The sequence below is a fragment of the Pseudomonas sp. 09C 129 genome, assembly GCF_002843625.1.
Taxonomy (GTDB): Bacteria; Pseudomonadota; Gammaproteobacteria; order Pseudomonadales; family Pseudomonadaceae; genus Aquipseudomonas; species Aquipseudomonas chlororaphis.
Genome location: NZ_CP025261.1, coordinates 6,005,134 through 6,030,323 on the forward strand (window position 1 = coordinate 6,005,134; position 25,190 = coordinate 6,030,323).

A 25,190-nucleotide genomic window follows, 5' to 3' on the forward strand; every position below is an offset into this window, starting at 1 on the left:
GGTCATGCGCGTTCTGATTATCGAAGACGAAGAGAAAACCGCGGACTATCTGCACCGCGGCCTGACCGAACAAGGCTACACCGTGGACCTCGCGCGCGACGGCGTCGAGGGCCTGCACCTGGCGCTGGAAAGCGACTACGCGGTGATCGTGCTCGACGTGATGCTGCCCGGCCTCGACGGCTTCGGCGTGCTGCGGGCGCTGCGCGCGCGCAAGCAGACGCCGGTGATCATGCTCACCGCCCGCGAGCGCGTCGAAGACCGCATCAAGGGCCTGCGCGATGGCGCCGACGATTACCTGGGCAAGCCCTTTTCCTTCCTCGAACTGGTGGCGCGCCTGCAGGCCCTGACCCGCCGCAGCGGCGGCCACGAACCGGTGCAGATCAGCATCGCCGACCTGTGGATCGACCTGATCAGCCGCAAGGCCAGCCGCGCTGGTACGCGCCTGGACCTGACCGCCAAGGAGTTCTCGCTGCTCAGTGTGCTCGCCCGGCGCCAGGGCGAGATCCTGTCGAAAACCGCGATCGCCGAGATGGTCTGGGACATCAACTTCGACAGCGACGCCAATGTCGTCGAAGTGGCGATCAAGCGCCTGCGGGCCAAGCTCGACGGGCCGTTCGAACAGAAACTGCTGCACACCATCCGCGGCATGGGGTATGTGCTGGAGAACCGCGGTGCCTCGTAATTCGATTGCCCTGCGCCTGAGCGGGCTGTTCACCCTGGTCGCCCTGCTGGTGTTCCTGCTGATCGGCGGTGCGCTCTATCAACAGGTGGACAAGGGCCTGGGCCTGCTGCCCGAGGCCGAGCTGGACGCGCGCTACAGCGTGCTGGAGTCGGCCCTGACGCGCTTCGGCAACCCGGAGCACTGGGCCAAGATCAACAACAAGCTCAAGCTGCTCAGCGAAGAAGACAAGCGCATCCGTTTCTGGGTGGTCAGCAGCGACCCCGCCTACGAATACGGCAACCCCGACCCGCAGATCCGCCGCTTCGCCCAGGGCCCGCTGGGCATGCGCGACCTGACCCTGCCCGGGCATCCCTATCCGCTGAAAGTGCTGGTCAGCCAGTTGCCGGCCAAGGAGCTGCGCCCGCCGCTGCGCTTTCTGATCGCCATCGACACCGAGACCTTCTACGAGACCCAGCACCAGCTGCTGATTGCCTTGATCAGCCTGGCCATCATCGGCGTGCTGCTGGCCTCGGCGCTGGGTTACTGGGTGGCGCGCATCGGCCTGAAGCCCTTGATCGGGCTGTCCGAAGAAGCCCAGCGCCTGGCCCCGCCGAGGCTTTCCGGACGCCTGCTGCTGTCGTCGCTGCCGCCAGAGCTGACGCAGTTCGCCAACTCGTTCAACTCGACCCTGGAGCGGGTGGAACAGGCCTATTCGCGCCTGGAATCCTTCAATGCCGATGTCGCCCACGAACTGCGCTCGCCCCTGACCAACCTGATCGGCCAGACCCAGGTGGCACTGACTCGCGGGCGCTCCGCCGAGCATTATTTCGAGGTGCTGCAATCCAATCTCGAAGAGTTGGAACGTCTGCGTTCGATCATCAACGACATGCTGTTCCTGGCCAGCGCCGACCAGGGCAGCAAGGCCACCAAGCTCACCAGCACCTCCCTGGCCAGTGAAGTGGCCACCACCCTGGACTACCTGGACTTCATCCTCGAGGACGCCCAGGTCAAGGTCGAGGTGCGCGGCGATGCCCAGGTGCAGATCGAGATCGCCCATCTGCGCCGGGCGCTGATCAACCTGCTGAGCAATGCCGTGCAGCACACCGAGCCCGGGCAGGTGATCCGGGTGCAGATCGATGTGCAGGAACACCAGGTGGCCATCGCCGTGAGCAACCCCGGCCAGGCCATCGCCCGCGAGCATCTGCCACGGCTGTTCGAGCGCTTCTACCGGGTCGACGCCTCCCGCAGCAACAGCGGCGCCAACCACGGCCTGGGGCTGGCGATCGTCAAGGCCATCGCCCTGATGCACGGCGGCGACGTGTTCGTGCGCAGCGATGACGGCATGAACACCTTCGGCCTCTACCTGCCGATCTGACCTCTCCCTCTCCTCTGTGGTCGACGCTCGATTGCTCGCGATGGCGGCATGTCAGATACATCGCATTACCTCTATCGCCGGCAAGCCTGGCGCCTACAGAAGCGGTGTCAACTATTGCTTTTGGCGTAACAGTGCTTATCCTGTTCGGCGCTTTTTCCAGCCGTCTTGAAGTTATATTTTTGTCGCACCTAATTTGAACTTGCTCTGCAAGAAGGTCTTCAGAAATGTCCAACAGTATGGGTATTGCCAGCGCCTTTGTTTTGTCCTCCCTGTTCTTGGCCCCTATGGCCATGGCCGAAGAATCGCAGACTTTCGCCGCGCATAACGCCGCGCGCGCCGCTGCCTTCCAGGACGCCCAGGAAGCGCTGGCTGCCAAGCAACAGAACGGCAAGCAGCCGCAGGAAATCACGGCGGAACAACGCCAGCCGGACGTTCAGAAGGACAGCTGACACCCGCTACCGACTCGTTTCCCTCGACAACTTCTCTGCTCTAACCCTGGAGTAAGTTGTCTTAAAGCCGCTGATAACAGCGGCTTTTTTTTGCCATGTAGAACTACCTGTTTCATTCGTTTCACCCAGAACAAGAAACACCCGAATCGACAATAACAACTGTCATCATTCATCCAAGGAGCTTTTTGCCGGTGAAGGTCACTTCAACTCTCAGCCCGTTGTTCATTGCAATGGCTGCAACTATCGCCCCCTGTGTCCAGGCCGCCGACGAGGCCAGCCCCGAAGGCTTCGTCGAAGGCGCAAGCCTCAAGCTCAACGCCCGCAACTACTACATGAATCGCAACCGCCACCAGCAGGCTCCCGACAATATCGAATGGGGCCAGGGTTTCCTGGGAATCTTCGAGTCGGGTTATACCCAGGGCACGGTCGGTTTCGGCATCGATGCCAACGCCATGCTTGGCTTGAAACTCGATGGCGGTGGCGGAACCGACAGCTCGAGCATCCTGCCGGTCAGCGATGGCAGCGGCAAAGCGCCGACCTCGTTTTCCACGGCTGGCACCACCCTGAAAATCCGCGCCTTCGACACCGAGCTCAAGGCCGGCGATCTGTTCCTCAACAATCCGGTGATCGCCGGTGGCCAGAGCCGCATGCTGCCGCAGACCTTCCGCGGGGTCAGCCTGGCCAACCACAGCTTCGACGGCTGGCTGCTCGAAGGCGGCCAGGCCAGCTTCACCAAGCCCTATAACCAGAGCGGCCGCCGACGTATCGACACGGCCTACGGCAAACTGGCGAATGGCGACGAAAGCCGCCACCTGAACTGGGCCGGCGTGGCCTGGAGCGGCGTGCCCGGGCTGACCAGCAGCCTGTACGCCGCCGAACTCAAGAACATCTGGAACCAGTACTACTACGACCTCGACTACAGCTATGCGCTGAACGAGCGGGTGACCCTGAACCCGGGCTTGCACTTCTATCACACCCAGGACACCGGCGACGCGCTGCTGGGCGACATCGACAACAACACCTACAGCCTGCATTTCACCCTGGGCATCGGCCATCACAGCCTCACCGCCGCCTATCAGCGGGTGAACGGCAACACCCCGTTCGACTACATCAACCAGGGCGACAGCATCTACCTGGACAATTCCCAGCAGTATTCGGACTTCAACGGCCCCAACGAGCGTTCGTGGAAACTCAAGTACGCCTACGACTTCGCCGGCCTCGGCCTGCCGGGCCTGACTTCGGCGCTCTCCTACTCGCGCGGCGAGCTGGACCTGACCAAGGTCGACCCGCACAGCCGTGGCTACGCCAACTGGTACAGCGCCGGCGGCGAGCACGCCAGGCACTGGGAACGCGACCTCGACCTCAAGTACGTGGTACAGGGTGGCCAGGCCAAGGATCTGGCGGTCCGCCTGCAGTGGGCCACCAACCGTGGCGGCAACGGTTATGGCGCGCTGGACAATGACACCGACGAATACCGGGTAATCGTCGATTACCCATTCAGTGTGTTCTAAGCGCGAATAAGCAAAAGGCCAGCATCATTTTGCTGGCCTTTTTTTTGTCTGCGATTTATACATGCGCCCGCAGGCGCGATCGGTCTCTGCAACTCTGCTTGCTTCATCCGGAAACACCCCTGAAACGTACACACCGCAGAAGTCAGAACCATGAGTGTGAGTAGTGCGACACCCCGCAACACGACCACTTTGACCCGGTCGGAAAGGATGCTGATTCTTGGAAGCTCACTGATGGTCATCTCCATCCTGAGCATCGTGACCTTCTTGCTGATTCGCGAACGCGGCAGCGCCGAAATGGCCGCCACCCGCGCGGCCTCCAACATCGTGCAATTGATCGACGCCGACGTGCTGCGCAACGTCGAGCTGTACGACGTATCCCTGCGTGGCCTGATCAGCGCCTCGCAACGCGACGACCTGAAACAGGTATCGCCGACCATTCGCCATATGGCGCTGTTCGACCGGGCCACCGCGGCCCCCTACAAGGGCAACATCCTGCTGCTCGACTCGCGCGGCGACGTGCTCGCCGATTCCGCCTCGGTCGAACCGCGCCAGGGCAACTTTTCCGACCGGGAGTATTTCCAGTCCCATGTGAACAACCCTGATCCGGGCATGCTGATCAGCCGACCGTTCCGCGCCCGCCCGCCCGAGCTGGATTGGCGCATCAGTTTCAGCCGCCGGGTGTCCGGCGAGCGCGGGGAGTTCCTCGGCGTGGCCGAAGCGGCCATGCGCCTGGACTACTTCAGCCAATTGTTCAAAAGCCTGAATGTCGGCCGCGACAGCTCGGTCAACCTGATCAGTAGCGACGGTATCCTGCTGGCCCAGGAACCACCGCGAGCGGACAACCTGATCGGCCAGGACTTCAGCCAACGGCCCAATTTCATCCGCATCCTGCGCGAGGGGAACGGCAGCTTCAAAGGCATGTCCAGCACCCAGCAGCCGCGCCTGTATACCTTCTCCCAGGTCGGAGACCTGCCGCTGATCGTGATCGTGGCGCTCTCCAGCAATGAAGTCTTCGCCTCCTGGCAGCGCACCGCGCTGGTGGTCGGCGGCGCCACCGGTGCGCTGTGCCTGGGCCTGCTGTGGCTGACCTGGCTGCTTTGCCGGGAATTGCGCCGCCGCCAGAGCGCCGAGCAGGAACTCGCGCAACTGGCCGCCACTGACGCGCTCACCGGCTTGGACAACCGCCGCAGCCTGGACCAGACCCTGGCCCGCGAATGGGGACGCGCGCAACGCTCCCACAGCGCCCTGTCGCTGCTGATGTTGGACGTGGATCACTTCAAGGCCTTCAACGACCGCTACGGCCACCCGCTTGGCGATGAAGCCCTGCGCATCGTGGCCCGGGTGATCAGTGACAATATCCGGCGCCCCGGCGACCTGGCCGCACGCTACGGCGGCGAAGAGTTCGCCGTGGTCCTGCCGGAGACCGATAACGAAGGCGCCCGGCGTATCGCCGAGCATATCCGCCTGGCGATCGAGCTCCTGCCGCCGATCCGGGACGGCGCCTCGCCGATCACCATCAGCATCGGCCTCAGCACCTGGGCGGGCACGCCGAAGCCCAGCCTGGAAGCGCTGTGCTCGATGGCCGACAAGGCGCTGTACCAGGCCAAGGCCGAAGGGCGAAACCGGGTGGTGGGTTAACCTCATCGCGGGCAAGCCTCGCTCCTACGGGGCCCGTGCTGCCCGCGATAACCTCATCAGCCGCGCAGCAATCTGCAGGCATAAAAAAAGGCCACCCGAAGGCAGCCTTTAAAAACTAAAGGAAAGAGAGTGTTACTTACACGGCCGCAACCGGACGCATGTAAGAGATCGGTGCAGTGCTGGCATCTTCGAAGGTCACGACTTCCCAAGCGTCTTTCTGCTCAATGAGCTTGCGCAGAAGCTGGTTGTTCAGTGCATGGCCCGACTTGAAGCCTTTGAACTCACCTATCAGGCTGTTGCCCAGCAGGTAGAGGTCACCAATTGCGTCGAGGATCTTGTGCTTCACGAATTCGTCTTCGTAGCGAAGGCCGTCCTCGTTCAGTACACCATCCGCGTCGACCACGATGGCGTTTTCCACGCTGCCGCCGAGTGCGAGGTTGTGCTTGCGCAGGTACTCGATATCACTCATGAAACCAAAGGTACGGGCGCGGCTGACTTCCTTCACGAACGAAGTGCTGGAAAAGTCCACGCTTGCACTCTGGGTGCGGTCACGGAAAACCGGGTGATCGAAATCGATCTCAAAGCTCACTTTAAAACCGTCGAAAGGCACGAAAGTGGCGCGCTTGTCGCCGTCTTCCACTGTCACCTCGCGAAGGATGCGGATGAACTTCTTGGCTGCGTCCTGTTCTTCCAGGCCGGCAGATTGAATCAGGAATACGAAGGGTCCAGCGCTGCCATCCATGATCGGGACTTCGGACGCGGAGAGCTCGACGTAGGCGTTATCGATGCCCAGGCCAGCCATGGCCGAGAGCAAGTGCTCCACCGTGTCCACTTTGGTGTCACCGTTGACCAGGGTGGTCGACATAGTGGTTTCACCAACGTTTTCCGCGCGAGCAGGAATCTGCACCACAGGGTCCAGGTCGGCACGACAAAACACAATGCCGGTGTCGACAGGCGCAGGCTTGAGGGTCAGGTAAACCTTCTCCCCGGAGTGCAGGCCTACACCTGTGGCACGGATAATATTCTTCAGGGTGCGTTGTTTAATCATGGCTTGGGCCGCTTCAGCGCAAATTGCGAACTGGTATCAACAAAGGCTGGCGATAATAGCAGACCAGACCTTTGCTGAACACCAATCACCCTAATACCCCTGATACATTCCATCAATCGGCCTGGCGACGCAGGAAAGCCGGGATGTCCAGGTAGTCCAGATCATCTTGCGGATTCAGCTTCGCCGCAGTCGCAGCACTGGCCTGGGCCTGGTTGCGCATGACGGTCGGACGGTCCAGATCACGGTAGTTGACCGACGGCAGTTCCTGACGCGCAGGTGCTGGCGCCTGTGCAGCGGCCATGGAGGTTTGCACGGTATTGTCGATGACCTTCACAGGTTTCTCGATTTTCGCGCCCAGACCTGTGGCAACCACAGTCACGTGCAGCTCGTCGCGCATGTCCGGATCGATAACGGTACCGACCTTGACCATGGCGTGCTCGGAAGCGAAGGCTTCGATGATGCTACCCACGTCGGAGTACTCACCCAGGGACAGGTCGGGACCGGCGGTGATGTTCACCAGGATGCCGCGCGCACCTTGCAGGTTCACGTCTTCCAGCAGCGGGTTGCGGATCGCCGCTTCGGTCGCTTCACGTGCACGGTTAGGACCGCTGGCGCAGCCAGTGCCCATCATCGCCATGCCCATTTCGCTCATCACGGTGCGTACGTCGGCAAAGTCGACGTTGATCATGCCCGGACGCTTGATGATGTCGGAGATACCGCGAACGGCACCGGCCAGGACGTCGTCGGCCTTGGCAAAAGCCGACAGCAGGCTGGCGTCTTTGCCGAGGATGGTCAGCAGCTTTTCGTTGGGAATGGTGATCAACGAATCGACGCTTTCGCTCAGCGCGCGGATGCCTTCATCGGCGATCTGCATGCGCTTGCGGCCTTCGAACGGGAACGGACGGGTCACCACCGCAACGGTGAGGATGCCCATTTCCTTGGCCACTTCGGCGATGATCGGCGCAGCACCGGTACCGGTACCACCGCCCATGCCGGTCGTGATGAACACCATGTTGGTGCCCGCCAGCACTTCAGCGATACGCTCGCGGTCTTCCAGGGCGGCTTGACGGCCGACTTCAGGATTGGCGCCAGCACCCAGGCCCTTGGTCACGCCGGTACCCAGTTGCAGGATGGTCCGCGCGCCGATGTTTTTCAGCGCTTGAGCATCAGTGTTGGCGCAGATGAATTCGACGCCTTCGATGTTGCTCTTGACCATGTGATTGACGGCGTTGCCGCCGCCACCGCCGACACCGATAACCTTGATTACCGGACTTGCGGGGACGTTGTCTACGAGTTCGAACATTTTCCCTCTCCTTTCATTTCTCTAGTTTTTTCGCCTACTGCTTACAACGGTGTTGCGGTAAATCTTCAGAAATTGCCCTGCACCCAGCTCTTGATGCGATCGAGCAAGGCGGCCTTGGGTTCATCGCTGCTGTAGCTGTCTCGGCTACCGATGCCGGAGAACGAGATACCGTCGGACTGCTTCTGCAGCCCGTACAACAGCAAGCCCACGCCGGTGGAGTAGATCGGGTTGCGCACCACGTCGGACAGGCCTTTGACGGTGTGCGGCACGCCCAGGCGGACCGGCATGTGGAAAATCTCTTCGGCCAGTTCGACCGCGCCTTCCATTTTCGAAGTACCGCCGGTCAGCACGATGCCGGCCGGGATCAGGTCTTCGTAGCCGCTGCGACGCAGTTCGGCCTGGATCAGGGTGAACAGCTCGTCGTAACGCGGCTCGACCACTTCGGCCAGGGCCTGGCGGGACAGCTCGCGCGGCGGACGGTCGCCAACGCTTGGCACCTTGATGGTTTCGCCGGCACCGGCCAGCTTGGCCAGGGCGCAGGCATAACGAATCTTGATTTCTTCGGCGTACTGGGTCGGCGTACGCAGCGCCATGGCGATGTCGTTGGTCACCTGGTCGCCGGCAATCGGGATCACCGCGGTATGGCGGATTGCGCCTTCGGTGAAGATCGCGATGTCGGTGGTGCCACCACCGATATCCACCAGGCACACGCCCAGCTCTTTCTCGTCGTCGGTCAGCACCGAATACGCCGAGGCCAGCTGTTCGAGAATGATGTCGTCGATTTCCAGGCCGCAGCGACGCACGCACTTTTCGATGTTCTGGGCGGCATTCACCGCGCAGGTCACCACGTGCACCTTGGCTTCCAGGCGTACGCCGGACATGCCCAGGGGCTCGCGCACGCCTTCCTGGTTATCGATCACGTAATCCTGCGGCAGGGTGTGCAGCACCCGCTGGTCGGCCGGAATCGCCACGGCCTGCGCCGCGTCGAGTACCCGCTCCAGGTCCGCCGAGCTCACTTCGCGATCACGAATCGCCACGATGCCGTGGGAGTTCAGGCTGCGAATGTGATTGCCCGCCACGCCGACGAACGCCGAGTGGATACGGCAACCGGCCATCAGTTGCGCTTCTTCTACCGCGCGCTGGATCGATTGAACGGTGGACTCGATATTCACCACCACGCCCTTCTTCAGGCCGCGCGATGGATGGGTGCCGATACCGACGATTTCCAGCGTGCCATCGGCCGCGACCTCGCCTACCAGCGCCACCACCTTGGAGGTACCGATATCCAGACCGACGATCATTTTGCCGCTTTGCACGTTTGCCATGGTCCTGCCTCTTCTTAATTCTTCGCGACGGCGGGTTGGGCCGTCGTGGGCGCTACAGGTTCCCGCCAGCCGACGGCCAGGCCGTTGGCATAACGCAGATCGATGCGCGCGATGTTCGTAATCTGTTCTTTCAGCGTTTTTTCATAAATGGCAATGAAGCGGCGCATCTTCTCCACCAGGTGATCGCGTCCGAGCAACAGTTCGATACCAGGACCGGCGCTGCCGGCCCCCGTGGTCAGGAACCAGCTGCCGCGCTCGCGCAACTCCAGACGGGCAATGGAGAAACCCATCGGGCGAAGCATCTGGCTCAACACCTGGTACTGCTGCATCACCTGCTGCTGGGCCCGCTGCGGGCCGAACAACTGTGGCAAGTGCTCGTAGTTCGCCAGCTCACGCGGGGTGAAGGCCTGGCCCTGGTTGTTCAACAGCGCCTCGTCGCCCCAACGGGCCACCGGCAACTGCTCTTCCAGGCGAATCACCACCTGGTCCGGCCACACACGCCGTACCTCGGCATGAGCGATCCATGGCATCTGTTCCAGCTCGGTACGCATACTCGCCAGGTCGATGGTGAAGAAGCTCGCCGCGACGTAGGGCGCGATCCGCTGCTGCACCGCCTGCTGGCTGATGTAACTCAGGTCGCCCTGCACCGCGACCTTAGTGATCGGCCGGTCGGCATAGGGCAACAGGCGCTGCGCGCCCTCGTAAGTGCCGAAGCCCAGCGCGACCAGCAGCACCGGCCACATCAGGCTTTTCAGCACGCCAAAGTTGGCTTTCGGCAGGCGCGCCGACATCGGCTCCTTGGCCACCATCCGGCTGGCACCACGCGGCACCGGCTTGCGGCCGGGAGCGGGTTGCTGATGACGTAGCTGGGCGCCTTGCATGGCCTTAACCTCGCGGCTCTGCGTTACTGACGACACTCTCCGCCAGGATGGCCAGAACCAGCTGCTGGAAATCCAGGCCGGCGGCACGGGCCGCCATCGGAACCAGACTGTGATCGGTCATGCCGGGAGCGGTGTTCACTTCCAGGAACCAGAACTGGCCATCAGCGTCCTGCATCACGTCGGCACGCGCCCAACCGGCGATACCGAGCGCCCCGCAGGCTTTCGCCGTCAGGTCCATGAGCTCCTGCTCTTTATTGCTGTCGAGGCCACACGGAATCCGGTACTGGGTATCGGAAGCCAGGTACTTGGCGTCGTAGTCGTAAAACGTGTGGGGCGTGCCCAGGGCGATCGGTGGCAATACCTGGCCGCGCAGCGTGGCGATGGTGAACTCCGGACCTTGAATCCATTGTTCAACCAAGACTTGCGAGTCGTAGGTACTGGCCGCTTTCCATGCGTCGATCAGTTCGGACGCGGATGTCACTTTGGCCATACCAATACTGGAACCTTCATGCGCCGGTTTGACGATCAAAGGCATGCCCAGTTCCGTAGCCGCAGAAATACAATCGGCCTCGGAGCCAAGTACGGCGTGGCGTGGCGTCGGAATACCGAGGCTGTGCCAGACCTGCTTGGTACGCAGTTTGTCCATCGCTAGCGCCGAAGCCAGGATGCCGCTGCCGGTGTAGGGAATGCCCATGCATTCCAGCAGGCCCTGCATGCTGCCGTCTTCGCCGCCACGACCGTGGAGGATGATGAAGGCGCGATCGATCTTCTCGTTCAGCAGGCGCTGCAGGAAGTCGTCACCGACGTCGATGCCGAAGGCGTCCACACCAGCGCTCAGCAAGGCTTCGAGCACGGCGTTACCGGACTTCAGCGAGACTTCGCGCTCGGCGCTCTTGCCGCCGAACAGCACGGCGACGCGACCGAAATCCTTCGGCGCGAGGGTCGAAAACAGAGAGGCGTAGGCGGCGGTCATTTCGACTTCCCCTGACCGGCAGGCACGGCACCCGCAAACAACGGACTGTTCAACAGCTTCGGCGCAAGGCCGCCGATATCACCGGCGCCCTGGCACAGCAGGATGTCGCCGGCGCGCAGCAGCGGCTTGACCAGCGGCGCGAGGTCGACCCCACGCTCGATGTAGATCGGATCCAACTGGCCGCGCTGACGGATGCTGTGGCACAGCTGACGGCTGTCCGCCCCCGGGATCGGCTCTTCGCCCGCCGGATAGACTTCCATCAACAGCAGGACGTTGGCGTCCGCCAGCACCTGGACAAAATCGTCGTACAGGTCGCGGGTGCGGCTGAAACGGTGCGGCTGGTAGACCATCACCAGGCGGCGCTCAGGCCAGCCACCGCGCACGGCCTTGATCACCGCCGCGACCTCGGTCGGGTGGTGGCCGTAATCGTCCACCAGCATCACGTTGCCGCCGTCCACCGGCAGTTCGCCGTAGACCTGGAAGCGACGTCCCACGCCCTGGAAGCCCGACAGGCCCTGGACGATGGCTTCATCGCTGATGCCTTCGTCGGTGGCGATGCAGATGGTCGCCAGGGCGTTCAGCACGTTGTGGTTGCCCGGCATGTTGACCGAGACATCCAACGGCTCGCGATCGGGACGCAGCACGGTGAAGAAGGTCTGCATGCCCTGCTGGCGTACATTGATCGCGCGCACGTCGGCGCCTTCGTTGAAACCGTAGGTGACGGTCGGACGCTTGACCTGCGGCAGGATCTCGCGCACCACCGGGTCGTCCAGGCACAGCACGGCCAGGCCATAGAACGGCAGGTTGTGCAGGAATTCGACGAAGGTTTTCTTCAGCTTGTTGAAGTCACCGTCGTAGGTCGCCATGTGGTCGGCGTCGATGTTGGTCACCACGGCCACCAGCGGCTGCAGGTGCAGGAAGCTGGCGTCGCTTTCATCGGCTTCGGCGATCAGGTAGCGGCTGGTGCCCAGCTGTGCATTGGTGCCAGCTGCATTCAGCCGGCCACCGATGACGAAGGTCGGGTCCAGGCCACCGGCGGCGAATACCGAGGCCAGCAGGCTGGTGGTGGTGGTCTTGCCGTGGGTACCGGCAACGGCGACGCCGTGGCGATAGCGCATCAGCTCGGCGAGCATTTCCGCGCGCGGCACGACCGGGATGCGGCGTTCCAGGGCGGTGGCCACTTCCGGGTTGGAGGTGTTCACGGCGCTGGACACCACCAGTACATCGGCGTTGGCGGCGTTCTCGGCACGGTGGCCGATGAAGATCTGCGCACCAAAGGACTCGAGGCGCTCGGTGACCGGCGACGCCTTGAGGTCGGAGCCGGAAACCTGGTAGCCCAGGTTCAGCAGTACTTCGGCGATCCCGCACATGCCCACGCCGCCGATACCGACGAAGTGGATGCGACGGATACGGCGCATTTCCGGTTGTGGCATGGCTTTCTGATTCTCAACCATGGGCCACCTCCAGGCAGATATCGACCACGCTACGGGTGGCATCGGGTTTGGCCAGGCGACGTGCGGCGTCGGCCATGCTGTTGAGTCGTTCCGGTTGCATCAAAACCTCTGTCAGGCGAGCGGCAAGGTCCGCTGCGCCAGTCGTTCTTTGCGGCATCAGGAAGGCAGCGCCTTCACGAGCCAAATAATCGGCATTGCGGGTCTGGTGATCGTCGATGGCGTGAGGCAAAGGCACGAGCATCGAAGGCAGACCGGCGGCAGCCAGTTCACTGACGGTCAACGCGCCTGCGCGACAGACCACCAGGTCAGCCCAGCCGTAGGCTTGGGCCATGTCTTTGATGAACGGCTGCACCTGCGCCTCGACGCCGGCGGCGCGATAGCGCTCTGCAGTCACTTCATCGTGGTTTTTGCCGGCCTGATGAAACACTTCCGGGCGCAGCTCGGGGGAGACCAGCGCCAGGGCTTCAGGCAGCAACTTGTTCAACGGCTCTGCTCCCAGGCTTCCACCCAGGATCAGCAAACGCGCCTTGCGTCCGGCCAGGGCCTCGCGCGGTGTATCGAGGAACAGCTCGGTGCGCACCGGGTTGCCGGTGGTACGCCGGCTGCTGGAGGCACCAAAGGTGTCCGGGAAAGCTTCGCAGACTCGGGCCGACAACGGCACCAGCAGCCGATTGGCGGTACCGGCGACCGCGTTCTGTTCATGAACGATCACCGGCACGCCGGACAGTTTTGCCGCGACACCACCAGGGCCAGTCACATAACCGCCAAAGCCCAGCACGCAGACCGGCTTGAGCTGACGAATGATCCGGCGCGCCTGCAGCACCGCCTTGAGCAGCACGAATGGCGCCTTGAGCAGCGACAGCTTGCTCTTGCCACGCAGGCCGCTGACGTTGATCAGGTGCAGCTGCAGGCCGGCATTCGGCACCAGTTCGTTTTCGATGCCGCGCGGGGTGCCGAGCCAGTGCACGGTATAACCGCGCGCCTGGAATTCACGGGCACAGGCCAGCGCCGGGAACACGTGACCGCCGGTGCCACCGGCCATGATCAGCACGTTAGCGCCCATGGCTTGGCTCCTCGGCGAAGTCGCTCTCGCTGAACTCCATCTCTTCGCTGCCCAGGTGGGTCCGACTCTCCCACTCGATGCGCAGCAACAGGCCAAGACAGGCGCAGCAGATCACCAACGAACTGCCGCCATAACTGAGGAACGGCAAGGTCAGGCCTTTGGTCGGCAGCAGGCCGACGTTCACCCCGATGTTGATCAGGAACTGGCCGATCCACAGGAACGACAGGCCATAAGCGACATAGGCGGCAAAGAACTGCTTGGCTTTCTCGGCCCACAGGCCGATGTACATGCCACGGATACAGACGAAGACGAACAACGCCACCGTGCACAGGGAACCCACGGCACCCAGCTCTTCGGCCAGGACCGAGAACACGAAGTCGGTGTGGGCTTCCGGCAGGTAGAACTGCTTCTGCACGCTATTGCCCAGGCCAACGCCCAGCCATTCGCCACGACCGAAAGCGATCAAGGCCTGGGACAACTGGTAGCCCGCGCCGAACTGGTCGGCCCAGGGGTCGGCAAAGTTGGTCAAGCGCGCCATTCGATAGGGCTGCATCTGAATCAGCAGGACCACCGCCGCGACCGCCAGGACCACCATCAAGGAGAAACGGAACAGCCCGACCCCGCCGAGGAACAGCATCGCCGCCGCGGCCCCCATCATCACCACGGTGGCGCCGAAGTCCGGCTCCATCAGCAGCAGGCCAGCCATCGGCAACAGCACGATGAATGGCTTGAAGAAGCCCATCCAGCTTTCGCGCACTTCTTTCTGGCGACGCACCAGATAACCGGCGAGGTAGATCACCACGAAGACCTTGGCGATCTCGGAAGGCTGGACGTTGAAGAAACTGAAGCCGATCCAGCGCATCGAACCGTTCACCTCGCGGCCGATCCCCGGGATGATCACCATCACCAGCAAACCGAAGGCACCGAGCAGCATCATCCAGCCCAGGCGTTGCCAGGTGGCGATCGGAATCATCATGGTGACGATGCAGGCACCCAGGCCCAGCACCACGTAGATCAGGTGGCGAATCATGTAATACAGCGCGCTGCCCGATTGCACCGCCGCCACTTCGGTGGAGGCCGAGGCGATCATGATCAGCCCGAGGCCGAGCAGCGTCAGGCAGCCGGCGAGCATCGGGAAGTCGAGGTCGACGCCGCGCCCGGTGATGATCGGCGATGGATAAGGCTTGATGATGTCTCTCAGGTTCATGCCAGATCCTCCACGGCGCGGACGAACTGGTGACCACGGTCTTCGTAGTTCTTGAACATGTCGAAACTGGCGCAGGCAGGCGACAGCAGCACCACGTCGCCGGACTGGGCGGCGGCACGGCATTGCGCCACGGCGTCGACCAGGGAGCCGACACGAATCAGCGGCACGGCATCGCCGATGGCCTCGCCGATCTTGTCGGAATCGCGGCCCATCAGGATCACGGCGCGACAGTTGGCCGCCACCGGATCGCGCAGGTCCTTGAACTCGGCACCCTTGCCGTCGCCACCGGCGATCAGCACGATCTTGCCTTCGATATCCGCGCCCAGGCCTTCGATGGCCGCCAGTGCGGCGCCCACGTTGGTGGCCTTGGAATCGTTGTAATACCCCACGCCATCCAGGTCGCGAACCCACTGGCAGCGGTGCTCGAGGCCGGCGAAGGTGCGCAGGGCCGAGAGCATGGCATCGAACGGCAGGCCGACTGCATGCCCCAGGGCCAGCGCCGCCAGGGCGTTGGACTGGTTATGGGCGCCACGGATCTTCAGCTCGCGTACCGGCATCAGGTTCTGGAATTCGAAGGCCAGGTATTTCTCGCCATTCTCTTCACGCAGGCCGAACGCCTTGAAGTCGGGTTTGCTCAGGCCGAAGGTCCAGCACGGCAGGCCTTCGCCGATCAATGGCCGGGTCAGGGCATCCTGGCGGTTGAACACCACTTGCCGGGCGCCACGGAAGATCCGGTGCTTGGCCAGGTGATACGCCGGCAGCCCGCTGTAGCGGTCCATATGGTCTTCGCTGATGTTCAGCACGGTGGCCACTTCGGCCCCCAACTGGTCGGTGGTTTCCAGCTGGAAGCTGGACAGTTCCATGACATACAGCTCGACGTCGTCGCTGAGCAGGTCCAGGGCCGGCGTGCCCAGGTTGCCGCCCACTGCGACCCGCTTGCCCGCCGCCGCGGCCATTTCCCCCACCAGGGTGGTCACGGTGCTTTTCGCGTTGGAACCGCTGATGGCGACGATCGGTGCCTTCGCGTTACGCGCGAACAGCTCGATATCGCCGGAGAGTTTCACCCCACGGGCGGCGGCGGCTTGCAGGGCCGGGGTCGCCAGGGCCAGGCCGGGGCTCACGTAGAGCTCGTCGGCACGGCACAGGAAGTCGACGTCCAGCTCGCCACAACGCACTTCCACATGCGGATAGTCACGGCGCAGCGTGGCCAGTTCCGGTGGATTTTCCCGCGTATCGGCGACGGCAAACGACACGCCCCGGTTCGCCAGGAAGCGAACCAGGGACATGCCGCTCTTGCCGAGGCCGACAACGATGCGGAAGTGGTCAGAAGCGATCAGAGACACTCGTTCTACCTCAGCTTCAGGGTGGCAAGGCCGATCAGCACGAGAATCACGGTGATGATCCAGAAACGGACGATCACACGCGGCTCGGGCCAGCCCTTGAGTTCAAAGTGGTGGTGAATCGGCGCCATGCGGAAGACACGACGACCGGTCAACTTGAAGGAGGCCACCTGAATGACCACCGACAGGGTTTCCATCACGAACACGCCGCCCATGATGAACAGGACGATTTCCTGGCGAACGATCACCGCGATGGTGCCCAGGGCCGCGCCCAGCGCCAGCGCGCCGACGTCGCCCATGAAGACTTGCGCCGGGTAGGTGTTGAACCACAAGAAACCGAGCCCGGCGCCGATCAGCGCGCCGCAGAACACGATCAGCTCACCCGCGCCCGGAACGTAAGGAATCAGCAGGTACTCAGCGAATTTCACGTTACCCGACAGGTAGCAGAAGATGCCCAGGGCGCCGCCTACCATCACGGTCGGCATGATCGCCAGGCCGTCGAGGCCATCGGTCAGGTTGACCGCGTTACTGGAGCCGACGATCACGAAATAGGTCAGGACCACGAAGCCAATGCCCAGCGGAATGCTGACGTCCTTGAGCATGGGGATCAGCAAGGTGGTTTCGACCGGGGTTTGCGCGGTGACATAGAGGAAGATCGCCGCGCCCAGGCCAAATACCGACTGCCAGAAGTACTTCCAGCGGCTCGGCAGACCACGGGAGTTCTTCTCGATCACCTTGCGATAGTCATCGACCCAGCCGATGGCGCCGAACAGCAGGGTGACCAGCAACACCACCCACACATAACGGTTGCTCAGGTCGGCCCACAGCAGGGTGCTGATACCGATTGCCGAAAGAATCAACGCGCCGCCCATGGTCGGAGTACCCGACTTGGAGAGGTGCGATTGCGGACCGTCGTTACGCACGGCCTGGCCGATCTGACGGGTCTGCAGAGTGCGGATCATCCACGGCCCCAGCCACAAGGACAGCACCAGTGCAGTCAGTACCCCGAGAATCCCGCGCAGGGTCAGGTACTGAAAGACCGCGAAGCCTTTGTAGAACTGTTGCAGGTACTCCGCTAGCAGCAGCAGCATCAATGTTTCTCCGTGCTGGAACCACACAAAGCCGCGACGATGTTTTCCATCACCGCGCTGCGCGATCCCTTGATCAAAATAGTGGTGTTTGTATCTTGCTCGGCGCCCAGGGCTGCGATCAGCTCGGCCTGGCTGGCGAAGTGTCGGGCGTGCTCACCGAAGGCGGCGACCGCGTGGGCCATCATCGGGCCCACGGCATAGAGCGCCGATACCTTGCCGGCGGCATAAGCACCCACTTCGCGGTGCCCCTGCTCCGCCCAATCGCCCAACTCGCCGATATCTCCGAGCACCAGGACGGTGCGACCGGAAAAGCCGGCGAGTATATCAACGGCCGCGCACATTGATGTGGGGTTTGCGTTATAGGTGTCGTCGATTACCCGCATACCGTTTTTCGCCAGTTGGGCGACAGTGCGGCCCTTGACTGGCTGCACCGCGTTGAGCCCGGTAGCGATGCCGAACAATGACACGCCCAGGGCATGCGCGGCAGCCGCAGCGGCCAGGGCATTGGCAACGTTATGGGTACCCAGCAGGTTCAACTGGACACGCTCGGAACCGTTGCCCGCGTGCAGGGTGAAGTTCGGGCAGCCACGGGCATCGCGCTGGATATCCGAGGCGTAAAAGTCGGCGGCATTGTTGGTCAGGGCAAAACTCAGCACCTGACGGCCAGCGGCGCGGGCTTTCCAGATCGGGAAGGCCTTATCGTCGAGATTGAGCACGGCGATACCGGAAGCATCCAGCCCTTCAAGGATCTCGCCCTTGGCCTCGACGATTTTTTCCGGCCCGCCAAACTCGCCAACATGGGCGGTACCGGCGTTATTGATGATGGCGACCTGCGGCTTGGTCATCGCCACGGTGTAGGCAATTTCGCCGATGCGCGAAGCCCCCAGCTCGATCACGGCCGCGGTGTGCTCTGGGGCCAGTTCCAACAGGGTCAAGGGTGCGCCCAGGTCGTTGTTCAGGTTGCCGCGCGTGGCGAGCACCGGCCCACGCGTACGCAGGATGCTCGCAAGCATTTCCTTGACTGTGGTCTTGCCGCTGGAGCCGGTAATCGCCGCTACCGGCTTGGTGAAAGCCGCACGATTCAACGCCCCCAGTTGGCCGAGGGCCTGCCGGGTATCGCTGACCAGCAACTGCGGCAGCGTGCTGTCTGGCACTTCGCGTTCGACCAGGGCCCCGACGGCGCCTTTGGCGGCGACTTCATTCAGGTAGTCGTGCCCGTCGAAACGCGGGCCGGCCAGGGCAATAAAGAGCTGGCCCGGCTTGATCGCCCGGCTGTCGATGCTCACGCCATCGAAACTGCAATCGCCAGCCAGCAGGCGCCCCGCCAGCGGTCCACTCAGTTCACTGAGTTTCAGGGCCTTAAGCATGGGCCACCTCCCACGCGGTCAGCGCTCGATCGGCTTCCACCAGGTCGGAGAAGTCGAGACGCACGCCATTGATTTCCTGATAGTCCTCATGACCTTTACCGGCCAGGACAATCACGTCGTCCGCCGAAGCGCCGGCGACCAACTGGGCGATGGCCAGGCCGCGACCGGAAACGAACTCGACCTTGTCCACGGCCCTGAAGCCGGCACGAATGTCGTCGAAAATCTGCGCCGGATCTTCCGTACGCGGGTTGTCGTCGGTGACCAGAACGCCGTCGGCCAGGCGCTCGACCACTTCCGCCATCAGCGGACGCTTGCCGCGATCGCGATCGCCGCCACAGCCGAACAGGCACAGCAAACGGCCCTTGGCATGGGGACGCAGGGCCAGCAGTACCTTTTCCAGGGCATCCGGGGTGTGGGCGTAATCGACCACCACCAGCGGTTGCGAACCACCGCCCAGGCGCTGCATGCGACCGGCCGGGCCTTCCAGTTTCGGCAGTACGTTAAGGATTTCATCGAGGGCGTAATCCAGGCCGAGCAAGGCGCCGACAGCGGCCAGCACGTTGCTCAGGTTGAAACGACCGAGCAAGGTGCTACGCAGATGATGCTCGCCCTGCGGAGTCACCAGGGTTGCACGCACGCCTTCGTCGTCGAATTGCGCTTCGCGGCAGTACAGATAGGCCCGTGGATCCTCGAGACTGTAGGTAATCAACCGCGAATCCTGTTCGTCACTGGCCAGCAGCCGACCGAACTCATCGTCGAGGTTGATGACCCGGCACCCCAGATCGGTCCAGCCGAACAGCTTGGCCTTGGTGGAGCCGTAGGCTTCCATGGTGCCGTGATAATCCAGATGGTCGCGAGACAGATTGGTCAGCACCGCCACGTCGAAGGCCAGAGCACTGACTCGCCCCTGGTCCAGACCATGGGACGACACTTCCATCGCCACGGCTTTGGCGCCGGCCTTTTTCAGGTCGGCCAGGGTGGCCTGCACGGCAATCGGGTTCGGCGTGGTGTGCATGCCGCTTTGCAGCGCGCCATAAAAACCGCTGCCGAGGGTGCCGACAATGCCGCAGTGCTGGCCCAGCAGATCGAGTGCCTGCGCCACCAACTGAGTCACGCTGGTCTTGCCGTTGGTACCGGTCACCCCGATCAGGTTGAGGTTGCGGCTCGGGTCGCCATAAAAACGCCCGGCGATATCCGACAACTGCGCCGCCAGGCCTTTGACCGGAATCAGCGGCACATCGGTACTCGGCAGGACGGTCGCGCCTTCGACTTCATAAGCCACCGCAGCCGCACCGCGCTGCAAGGCGTCGGCGATGTGCGCACGACCATCGAACTTGCCGCCAGGCACCGCGAGAAACAGATCGCCGGCGCGCACATTACGGCTGTCCAGAGTCAGTTCGCGAATCAGCAGATCACGACCAGCGTGGGCGAAAATTTTGTTCAGGCTAAGAGACATCAGCCGCGCCCTCCTTTAGCTGGTGCCGCATTGGCTTGTTGGGTAGGTGGCAGGTTGTCCGGCGAGATATTCATCAGACGCAGGGTGCCGGACATCACTTTGCTGAACACCGGCGCCGATACCAGACCACCGAAGTAACCAGCCTTGCTCGGCTCGTCGATCACCACGACGATGGCGTAGCGCGGATCGCTCATCGGGCCGAAACCGGCGAACAGGGAGCGGTAGGAGTTCTCGGCATAACCCTTGGTACCGACCGAAGTCTTACGCGCAGTACCACTCTTGCCGGCCACGTGATAAGCCGGCACCTGGGCACGGAACACACCGCGCGGCGCCTCGATCACCTGCTGCAACATGCCTTGCATGGTCTTGGCGACTTTTTCCGGAATCACCTGGGCGGTTTCCGGTGTCCTGTCGGTTTTGATCAGAGTCAGCGGAGCAATGCGACCGTTATTGGCCAGAGCCGAGAAGGCGTGAACCAGCTGGATCGCGGTCACCGAAATGCCGTAGCCATACGACAGCGTGGCTGTCTCGGCCTTGCGCCATTCACGATAATTCGGCAGGTTGCCGACACGTTCGCCCGGGAAGCCGAGGCCGGTGTCCTGGCCAAGACCGATTTTCTGGGCCAGGCGGAAGATGGCTTCGCCACCGATATCGAAGGCGATCTTGCTCATGCCGACGTTACTGGAATTGATCAGAATCCCGGTCAGGTCGAGTACCGCGCCTTCACTCTTGGATACGTCACGAATGGTGTATTTGCCGATCTGCAGCGTGCCTGGATAAACCTCGACGGTGTCGCTCGGTTTCCAGCGGCCGGTTTCCAGCGCCGCGCTCATGGAGATGGCTTTCATGGTCGAACCCGGCTCGAACACGTCGATCATGGCGCGGTTGCGCATCATCGCCGGTTGCAGGTTGCGACGATTGTTCGGGTTGTAGGTCGGCTGATTGACCATGGCCAGGATCTCGCCGGTCTTCACGTCCATGATGACCAGGCTGCCGGCCTTGGCGCCGTTCTCGACGATGGCGTTGCGCAGCTCGCGGTTGGCCAGGTATTGCAGGCGCAGGTCAATCGACAACGCCAAGGGCTTGCCGGCCTTGGCGTTTTTGGTGACCTGGACATCCTTGATCAGTCTGCCGCGCCGGTCCTTGATGACCTGGCGCTTGCCCGGAACTCCGGCGAGCCACTCGTCATAAGCCAGTTCGACCCCTTCGCGACCGCGATCGTCGATGTCGGTAAAGCCGACCATATGCGCGGTCACTTCGCCGGCCGGGTAGAAGCGCCGGAACTCTTCGATGCCATACACCCCCGGCACTTTGAGATCGAGAACTTGCTGGCCCTGCTCGGGCGTCAGGCCGCGCACCAGGTAGATGAATTCTTTATTGGCTTGCGCTTCAAGGCGCTCGGCCAGCGCCTTGGGGTCTTGCCCCAAGGCAGCAGCCAATGCCGGCCACTTGTCCTTGGCCAGCTGCATTTCCTTGGCGTTGGCCCACAGGGTGGTCACTGGCGTACTGACTGCCAGCGGCTCGCCGTTACGGTCGGTGATCAAGCCACGGTGAGCCGGGATCGGAATATGCCGAACGCTGCGCGCATCGCCCTGCCCCTTGAGGAAGTCGCGATCGACGACCTGCAGGTCGATGATGCGCCAGGCGATCGCCGCCACCATGATGCCGAGCAAGCCCAGCACCAGGCGGAACCGCCAGGGGAAGAGTGCGCCTTCAAGCTTCATCATGGCGCCACCATCTGGACTTCTGCCGCGCCGGGAATGCGCATTTTCAGTTGCTCGGTGGCCAGCACTTCGATCCGGCTATGGGCGGTCCAGGTGCTTTGCTCGAGAATCAGCCGTCCCCACTCCGCTTGTGCCTTGTCACGCACACTCAACTCGCCGTACAGCGTGTTGAGCAGTTGGCGATTCCAGTGGGCGCTATAGGACACCGCAATCGCGGACACCAGGACGCCGATGAACAGCAGAAGCATGAAAAAGCTTCCGCCTGGAAGTGGCTTGGCGAAAAGCTTGCTCACCGCAGCTTCTCCGCAACGCGCATGACAGCACTACGGGAACGCGGGTTGGCCTTGAGCTCGGCATCGGAGGCCGTCTGCGCTTTGCCATGGACTTTGATTTTCGGCTCGAAAGCCACATGGCGCACCGGCAGGTTGCGAGGCAGGTTGTCCGCCTCGCCCTTCACCAGCTTGCGCATGAACAGTTTGACGATGCGGTCTTCCAGCGAGTGGAAACTGATGACCACCAGACGGCCGCCGACCTCCAGGCATTCCAGCGCGGCTTCGAGGCCGGCTTCCAGATCGCCCAGTTCGTTGTTGACATGAATGCGCAGCCCCTGGAACGCACGGGTTGCCGGGTTCTTGCCCTTTTCCCAGGCCGGGTTGGCGACTTTCAAGACTTCCGCCAGGTCGGCGGTACGTTCGAACGGCTTGATGTCGCGGCGCTCAGCCACGGCGCGGGCCATACGACCGGAGAAACGCTCTTCGCCGTATTCCTTGAATACACGGGCGATTTCTTCCACCGGCGCGGTGTTGACGAACTCCGCCGCGCTGATGCCGCGGGACGGGTCCATGCGCATATCCAGGGGACCATCATTGAGAAAACTGAAGCCGCGCTCAGGATCGTCGAGCTGCGGCGAAGACACACCCAGGTCGAGCAGCACGCCGCTGACCTTGCCATCCAGGCCGCGCTCGGCCACTTCCGAGCCCAGTTCGGCAAAGCTGCGCTGCACAACGACAAAGCGGCCGTCTTCGGCCGCTAGCGCTTGCCCGGTGGCAATCGCTTGAGGATCTTTGTCGAATCCGAGCAGCCGACCATCCGGCCCAAGCTTGCTGAGGATCAGACGACTATGACCACCGCGACCGAAGGTGCCATCCAGATAGCAGCCATCAGGACGTACGGCGAGAGCCTCGACGGCTTCGTCAAGCAGTACGGTGATGTGGTTAAAGCCGCTATCAATAGTCACAGGATCAAATCACGCAGTTCATCAGGCATGGCGCCCGGTTGTTGAATAGCTGCCAGGTCCGCTGCGGAAACAGCATTCCAGGCATCCTCGTCCCACAGTTGGAACTTGTTCAATTGGCCTACCAACATTGCGCGCTTATCCAACTTGGCATATTCGCGCAGACGCGGCGGAACCAGAAAACGACCACTGCCATCGAGTTCGAGGTCGACGGCATTACCAATCAGCAAACGCTGCAAGCGACGGTTTTCTTCACGTAGCGAAGGCAGCGCACGCAGCTTGGTTTCAATAATTTCCCACTCGTCGAGGGGGTAGACACACAAACACGGATCAACGGCATCAATAGTGACGATAAGTTGCCCGGAACTACGCGAAACGAGCTCGTCACGGTACCGGCTCGGCATGGCGAGACGGCCCTTTGCGTCGAGACTGATAGCGTTAGCTCCGCGAAACACGTCAGCGTTTCTCCAAATTTTAGCGTTTTACGTCCAAAAAACCCACTTCATGCCACTTTCCGCCACTTGCGCACACTATAGGAATGCGCCCACCACACCGTCAAGGCACGGAGCGACGGAAAAGCCTTATAGAACGGAGATTTAGGAGACTAAAAGGAGGGGTAACGGGAATTTGGCGAAGGATTTGGCGCAATAACTTCAATCAGCTCAAGAAGCTGTATCGCGAAGTTAAAGTAATTTGTTAAGAGTAAGATCTTTTCGGTATTACAAAAGCGCTTCTGCTATTGATTCAAGCAGGGAGGGAAAAGGTGGAGAGTCGATCTGTAAGCCGGGTTCTGTCGAGGACAGTCATTCCTCTACGATGGCCATCACTGGACATCTTTAGCAACCTACCCGGTTCCAGCGCGGGCCACGCCTTGGAACCCTATTTGGTCTTGCTCCGAGTGGGGTTTACCTAGCCACGAACTGTTGCCAGACGTGCGGTGCGCTCTTACCGCACCTTTTCACCCTTACCGGCACCGAAGTGCTTAGGCGGTTATTTTCTGTGGCACTTTCCGTAGGCTCGCGCCTCCCAGGCATTACCTGGCACTCCGCCCTATGGAGCCCGGACTTTCCTCCCCCCTCTAATTTTCATAGAGGGCAGCGACTGTCCAATCGACTCTCCGCCGCGCAGGTTAACGGCAGAGCGGCGGAAGAACAAGGGATAAAAGCCTTTTGCCATTCCGCCGATCGCGTTTACTCGCCTTTCTGTTTATCCAGCGCCACTTGATAGAGCACATTCTTGCGCACGCCGGTAATTTCCGCCGCCAATGCCGCGGCCCGCTTGAGCGGCATCTCGTTGAGCAGCAGGTCGAGAACCCGCATCGCCTCACTGCTCACAGCCTCGTCGCTCTCCGGCGCTGACCACCCCGCTACCAGTACAACGCATTCGCCGCGCTGCTGATTGCTGTCTGCCTCGACGAAAGCCCGCAACTCCGAAAGCGGCAGTCCCTTGAGGGTTTCAAAGGTCTTGGTCAACTCCCGGGCCAGCAATGCCGGACGCTCGCCACCGAACACCGACTCCATATCCTGCAAGCACTCGAGAATACGGTGTGGCGCCTCATAGAAAATCAGCGTGCGCGGCTCCTCCTTTAATAGCTCAAGACGCCCGCGCCGTCCTACCGCTTTGGCCGGCAGAAAGCCCTCGAAGATAAAACGATCGGAAGGCAGCCCCGCCGCCGACAAGGCCGCAATCAGAGCGCAAGCCCCAGGAACAGGAACGACATTGATACCCGCCGCACGCGCCTGACGCACCAGGTGGTAACCCGGATCGGAGATCAACGGCGTGCCCGCGTCGGAAATCAGCGCAACGCTGTCTCCCGCCAACAGACGCGTGAGAAAACGGCTGCCTTCATCCCGTTCGTTATGTTCATGGCAGGCGGCCAGCGGTGTGGAAATCCCGAAGTGCTGCATCAAACGTTGCGAGTGGCGCGTGTCTTCGGCGGCGATCAGCGCCACCTCACGCAAGATCTTCAAGGCCCGGGCACTGATGTCGTCCAGGTTGCCGATGGGCGTCGCCACCACATAAAGCGAGCCAGCAGCGGAATTCAAAGGACCTGGAGCAGTCAAAGCGCACACCTCTTGATCGGTAAAAGC

The 25,190-nt window shown here is 62.1% G+C and carries 22 protein-coding genes and 1 other RNA gene; 5 read left to right on the top strand and 18 right to left on the bottom strand.

Translation table 11 applies throughout. The features are described 5' to 3' along the window. Positions 1–4 precede the first annotated feature (4 nt). The 5 genes from CXQ81_RS26865 to CXQ81_RS26885 all read left to right on the top strand — a co-directional run bounded on the left by CXQ81_RS26865 (position 5) and on the right by CXQ81_RS26885 (position 5,634). Entirely contained in the window at positions 5–682 is a 678-nt protein-coding gene (locus tag CXQ81_RS26865) for a heavy metal response regulator transcription factor (protein WP_009045504.1), read from the top strand. Beyond that, positions 672–2,036, top strand: a complete 1,365-nt coding sequence (locus CXQ81_RS26870; RefSeq protein ID WP_101339020.1) for a heavy metal sensor histidine kinase — start codon at positions 672–674, stop codon at positions 2,034–2,036. Before CXQ81_RS26865 ends, CXQ81_RS26870 begins: the two co-directional genes overlap by 11 nt. A gap of 224 nt (positions 2,037–2,260) precedes the next feature. After that, on the top strand, positions 2,261–2,485 hold the full coding sequence (locus tag CXQ81_RS26875) for a hypothetical protein (RefSeq protein ID WP_053262556.1): 225 nt from the start codon (positions 2,261–2,263) through the stop codon (positions 2,483–2,485). A 230-nt stretch (positions 2,486–2,715) separates the two neighbouring features. Next, on the top strand, positions 2,716–3,996 hold the full coding sequence (locus CXQ81_RS26880; RefSeq protein ID WP_101339483.1) for an OprD family porin: 1,281 nt from the start codon (positions 2,716–2,718) through the stop codon (positions 3,994–3,996). A gap of 150 nt (positions 3,997–4,146) precedes the next feature. Then, complete coding sequence (locus CXQ81_RS26885; protein WP_101339021.1) at positions 4,147–5,634, top strand: sensor domain-containing diguanylate cyclase; 1,488 nt, start codon at positions 4,147–4,149, stop codon at positions 5,632–5,634. Between the two features lie 136 nt (positions 5,635–5,770). On the opposite strand, the gene lpxC is transcribed toward CXQ81_RS26885, so the two are convergent. The 18 genes from lpxC to rsmI form a co-directional block, all read right to left on the bottom strand. Next, positions 5,771–6,682 carry a UDP-3-O-acyl-N-acetylglucosamine deacetylase gene (gene lpxC / locus CXQ81_RS26890; protein WP_009045509.1) on the bottom strand — a complete coding sequence of 304 codons (912 nt, stop codon included), beginning with the start codon at positions 6,680–6,682 and terminating at the stop codon, positions 5,771–5,773. Between the two features lie 112 nt (positions 6,683–6,794). After that, entirely contained in the window at positions 6,795–7,985 is a 1,191-nt protein-coding gene (gene ftsZ / locus CXQ81_RS26895; protein ID WP_007922129.1) for a cell division protein FtsZ, read from the bottom strand. A 65-nt stretch (positions 7,986–8,050) separates the two neighbouring features. Then, a complete protein-coding gene (gene ftsA, locus CXQ81_RS26900) occupies positions 8,051–9,310 on the bottom strand; it encodes a cell division protein FtsA (protein ID WP_007922131.1) in 1,260 nt (419 codons plus the stop codon). A gap of 14 nt (positions 9,311–9,324) precedes the next feature. After that, on the bottom strand, positions 9,325–10,191 hold the full coding sequence (locus CXQ81_RS26905; protein WP_007922133.1) for a cell division protein FtsQ/DivIB: 867 nt from the start codon (positions 10,189–10,191) through the stop codon (positions 9,325–9,327). A gap of 4 nt (positions 10,192–10,195) precedes the next feature. Then, on the bottom strand, positions 10,196–11,164 hold the full coding sequence (locus CXQ81_RS26910) for a D-alanine--D-alanine ligase (protein ID WP_007922135.1): 969 nt from the start codon (positions 11,162–11,164) through the stop codon (positions 10,196–10,198). Further along, positions 11,161–12,618, bottom strand: coding sequence for a UDP-N-acetylmuramate--L-alanine ligase (gene murC, locus CXQ81_RS26915; RefSeq protein WP_062824699.1), 1,458 nt, complete (start codon positions 12,616–12,618; stop codon positions 11,161–11,163). Before murC ends, CXQ81_RS26910 begins: the two co-directional genes overlap by 4 nt. Continuing rightward, positions 12,611–13,681 carry an undecaprenyldiphospho-muramoylpentapeptide beta-N-acetylglucosaminyltransferase gene (murG, locus tag CXQ81_RS26920; RefSeq protein WP_009050717.1) on the bottom strand — a complete coding sequence of 357 codons (1,071 nt, stop codon included), beginning with the start codon at positions 13,679–13,681 and terminating at the stop codon, positions 12,611–12,613. The genes murC and murG overlap by 8 nt, the downstream gene beginning before the upstream one ends. Continuing rightward, positions 13,671–14,888, bottom strand: coding sequence for a putative lipid II flippase FtsW (gene ftsW, locus CXQ81_RS26925; protein ID WP_007928477.1), 1,218 nt, complete (start codon positions 14,886–14,888; stop codon positions 13,671–13,673). The genes murG and ftsW overlap by 11 nt, the downstream gene beginning before the upstream one ends. Continuing rightward, positions 14,885–16,231: a UDP-N-acetylmuramoyl-L-alanine--D-glutamate ligase gene (murD, locus tag CXQ81_RS26930; RefSeq protein ID WP_007928476.1), complete on the bottom strand. Its 1,347-nt coding sequence runs from the start codon at positions 16,229–16,231 to the stop codon at positions 14,885–14,887. The genes ftsW and murD overlap by 4 nt, the downstream gene beginning before the upstream one ends. Positions 16,232–16,236: 5 nt before the next feature. Then, positions 16,237–17,319 (bottom strand): phospho-N-acetylmuramoyl-pentapeptide-transferase, encoded by a 1,083-nt coding sequence (gene mraY / locus CXQ81_RS26935; protein WP_007928475.1) that lies wholly within the window; start codon positions 17,317–17,319, stop codon positions 16,237–16,239. After that, positions 17,319–18,686, bottom strand: coding sequence for a UDP-N-acetylmuramoyl-tripeptide--D-alanyl-D-alanine ligase (gene murF, locus CXQ81_RS26940; RefSeq protein ID WP_085532338.1), 1,368 nt, complete (start codon positions 18,684–18,686; stop codon positions 17,319–17,321). The genes mraY and murF overlap by 1 nt, the downstream gene beginning before the upstream one ends. Further along, complete coding sequence (locus CXQ81_RS26945; RefSeq protein ID WP_101339022.1) at positions 18,679–20,142, bottom strand: UDP-N-acetylmuramoyl-L-alanyl-D-glutamate--2,6-diaminopimelate ligase; 1,464 nt, start codon at positions 20,140–20,142, stop codon at positions 18,679–18,681. Before CXQ81_RS26945 ends, murF begins: the two co-directional genes overlap by 8 nt. Further along, on the bottom strand, positions 20,142–21,866 hold the full coding sequence (locus tag CXQ81_RS26950) for a penicillin-binding protein 2 (protein ID WP_177323803.1): 1,725 nt from the start codon (positions 21,864–21,866) through the stop codon (positions 20,142–20,144). The genes CXQ81_RS26945 and CXQ81_RS26950 overlap by 1 nt, the downstream gene beginning before the upstream one ends. After that, positions 21,866–22,159, bottom strand: coding sequence for a cell division protein FtsL (gene ftsL / locus CXQ81_RS26955; RefSeq protein ID WP_009050721.1), 294 nt, complete (start codon positions 22,157–22,159; stop codon positions 21,866–21,868). The genes CXQ81_RS26950 and ftsL overlap by 1 nt, the downstream gene beginning before the upstream one ends. Further along, entirely contained in the window at positions 22,156–23,103 is a 948-nt protein-coding gene (rsmH, locus tag CXQ81_RS26960; RefSeq protein ID WP_053262562.1) for a 16S rRNA (cytosine(1402)-N(4))-methyltransferase RsmH, read from the bottom strand. Before rsmH ends, ftsL begins: the two co-directional genes overlap by 4 nt. Next, on the bottom strand, positions 23,100–23,555 hold the full coding sequence (gene mraZ / locus CXQ81_RS26965) for a division/cell wall cluster transcriptional repressor MraZ (RefSeq protein WP_003205355.1): 456 nt from the start codon (positions 23,553–23,555) through the stop codon (positions 23,100–23,102). Before mraZ ends, rsmH begins: the two co-directional genes overlap by 4 nt. A gap of 308 nt (positions 23,556–23,863) precedes the next feature. Further along, positions 23,864–24,217, bottom strand: an RNA gene (gene rnpB, locus CXQ81_RS26970) — RNase P RNA component class A. Positions 24,218–24,290: 73 nt separating this feature from the next. Then, positions 24,291–25,145 (bottom strand): 16S rRNA (cytidine(1402)-2'-O)-methyltransferase, encoded by an 855-nt coding sequence (rsmI, locus tag CXQ81_RS26975; protein ID WP_178081121.1) that lies wholly within the window; start codon positions 25,143–25,145, stop codon positions 24,291–24,293. Between the last annotated feature and the right edge of the window lie 45 nt (positions 25,146–25,190).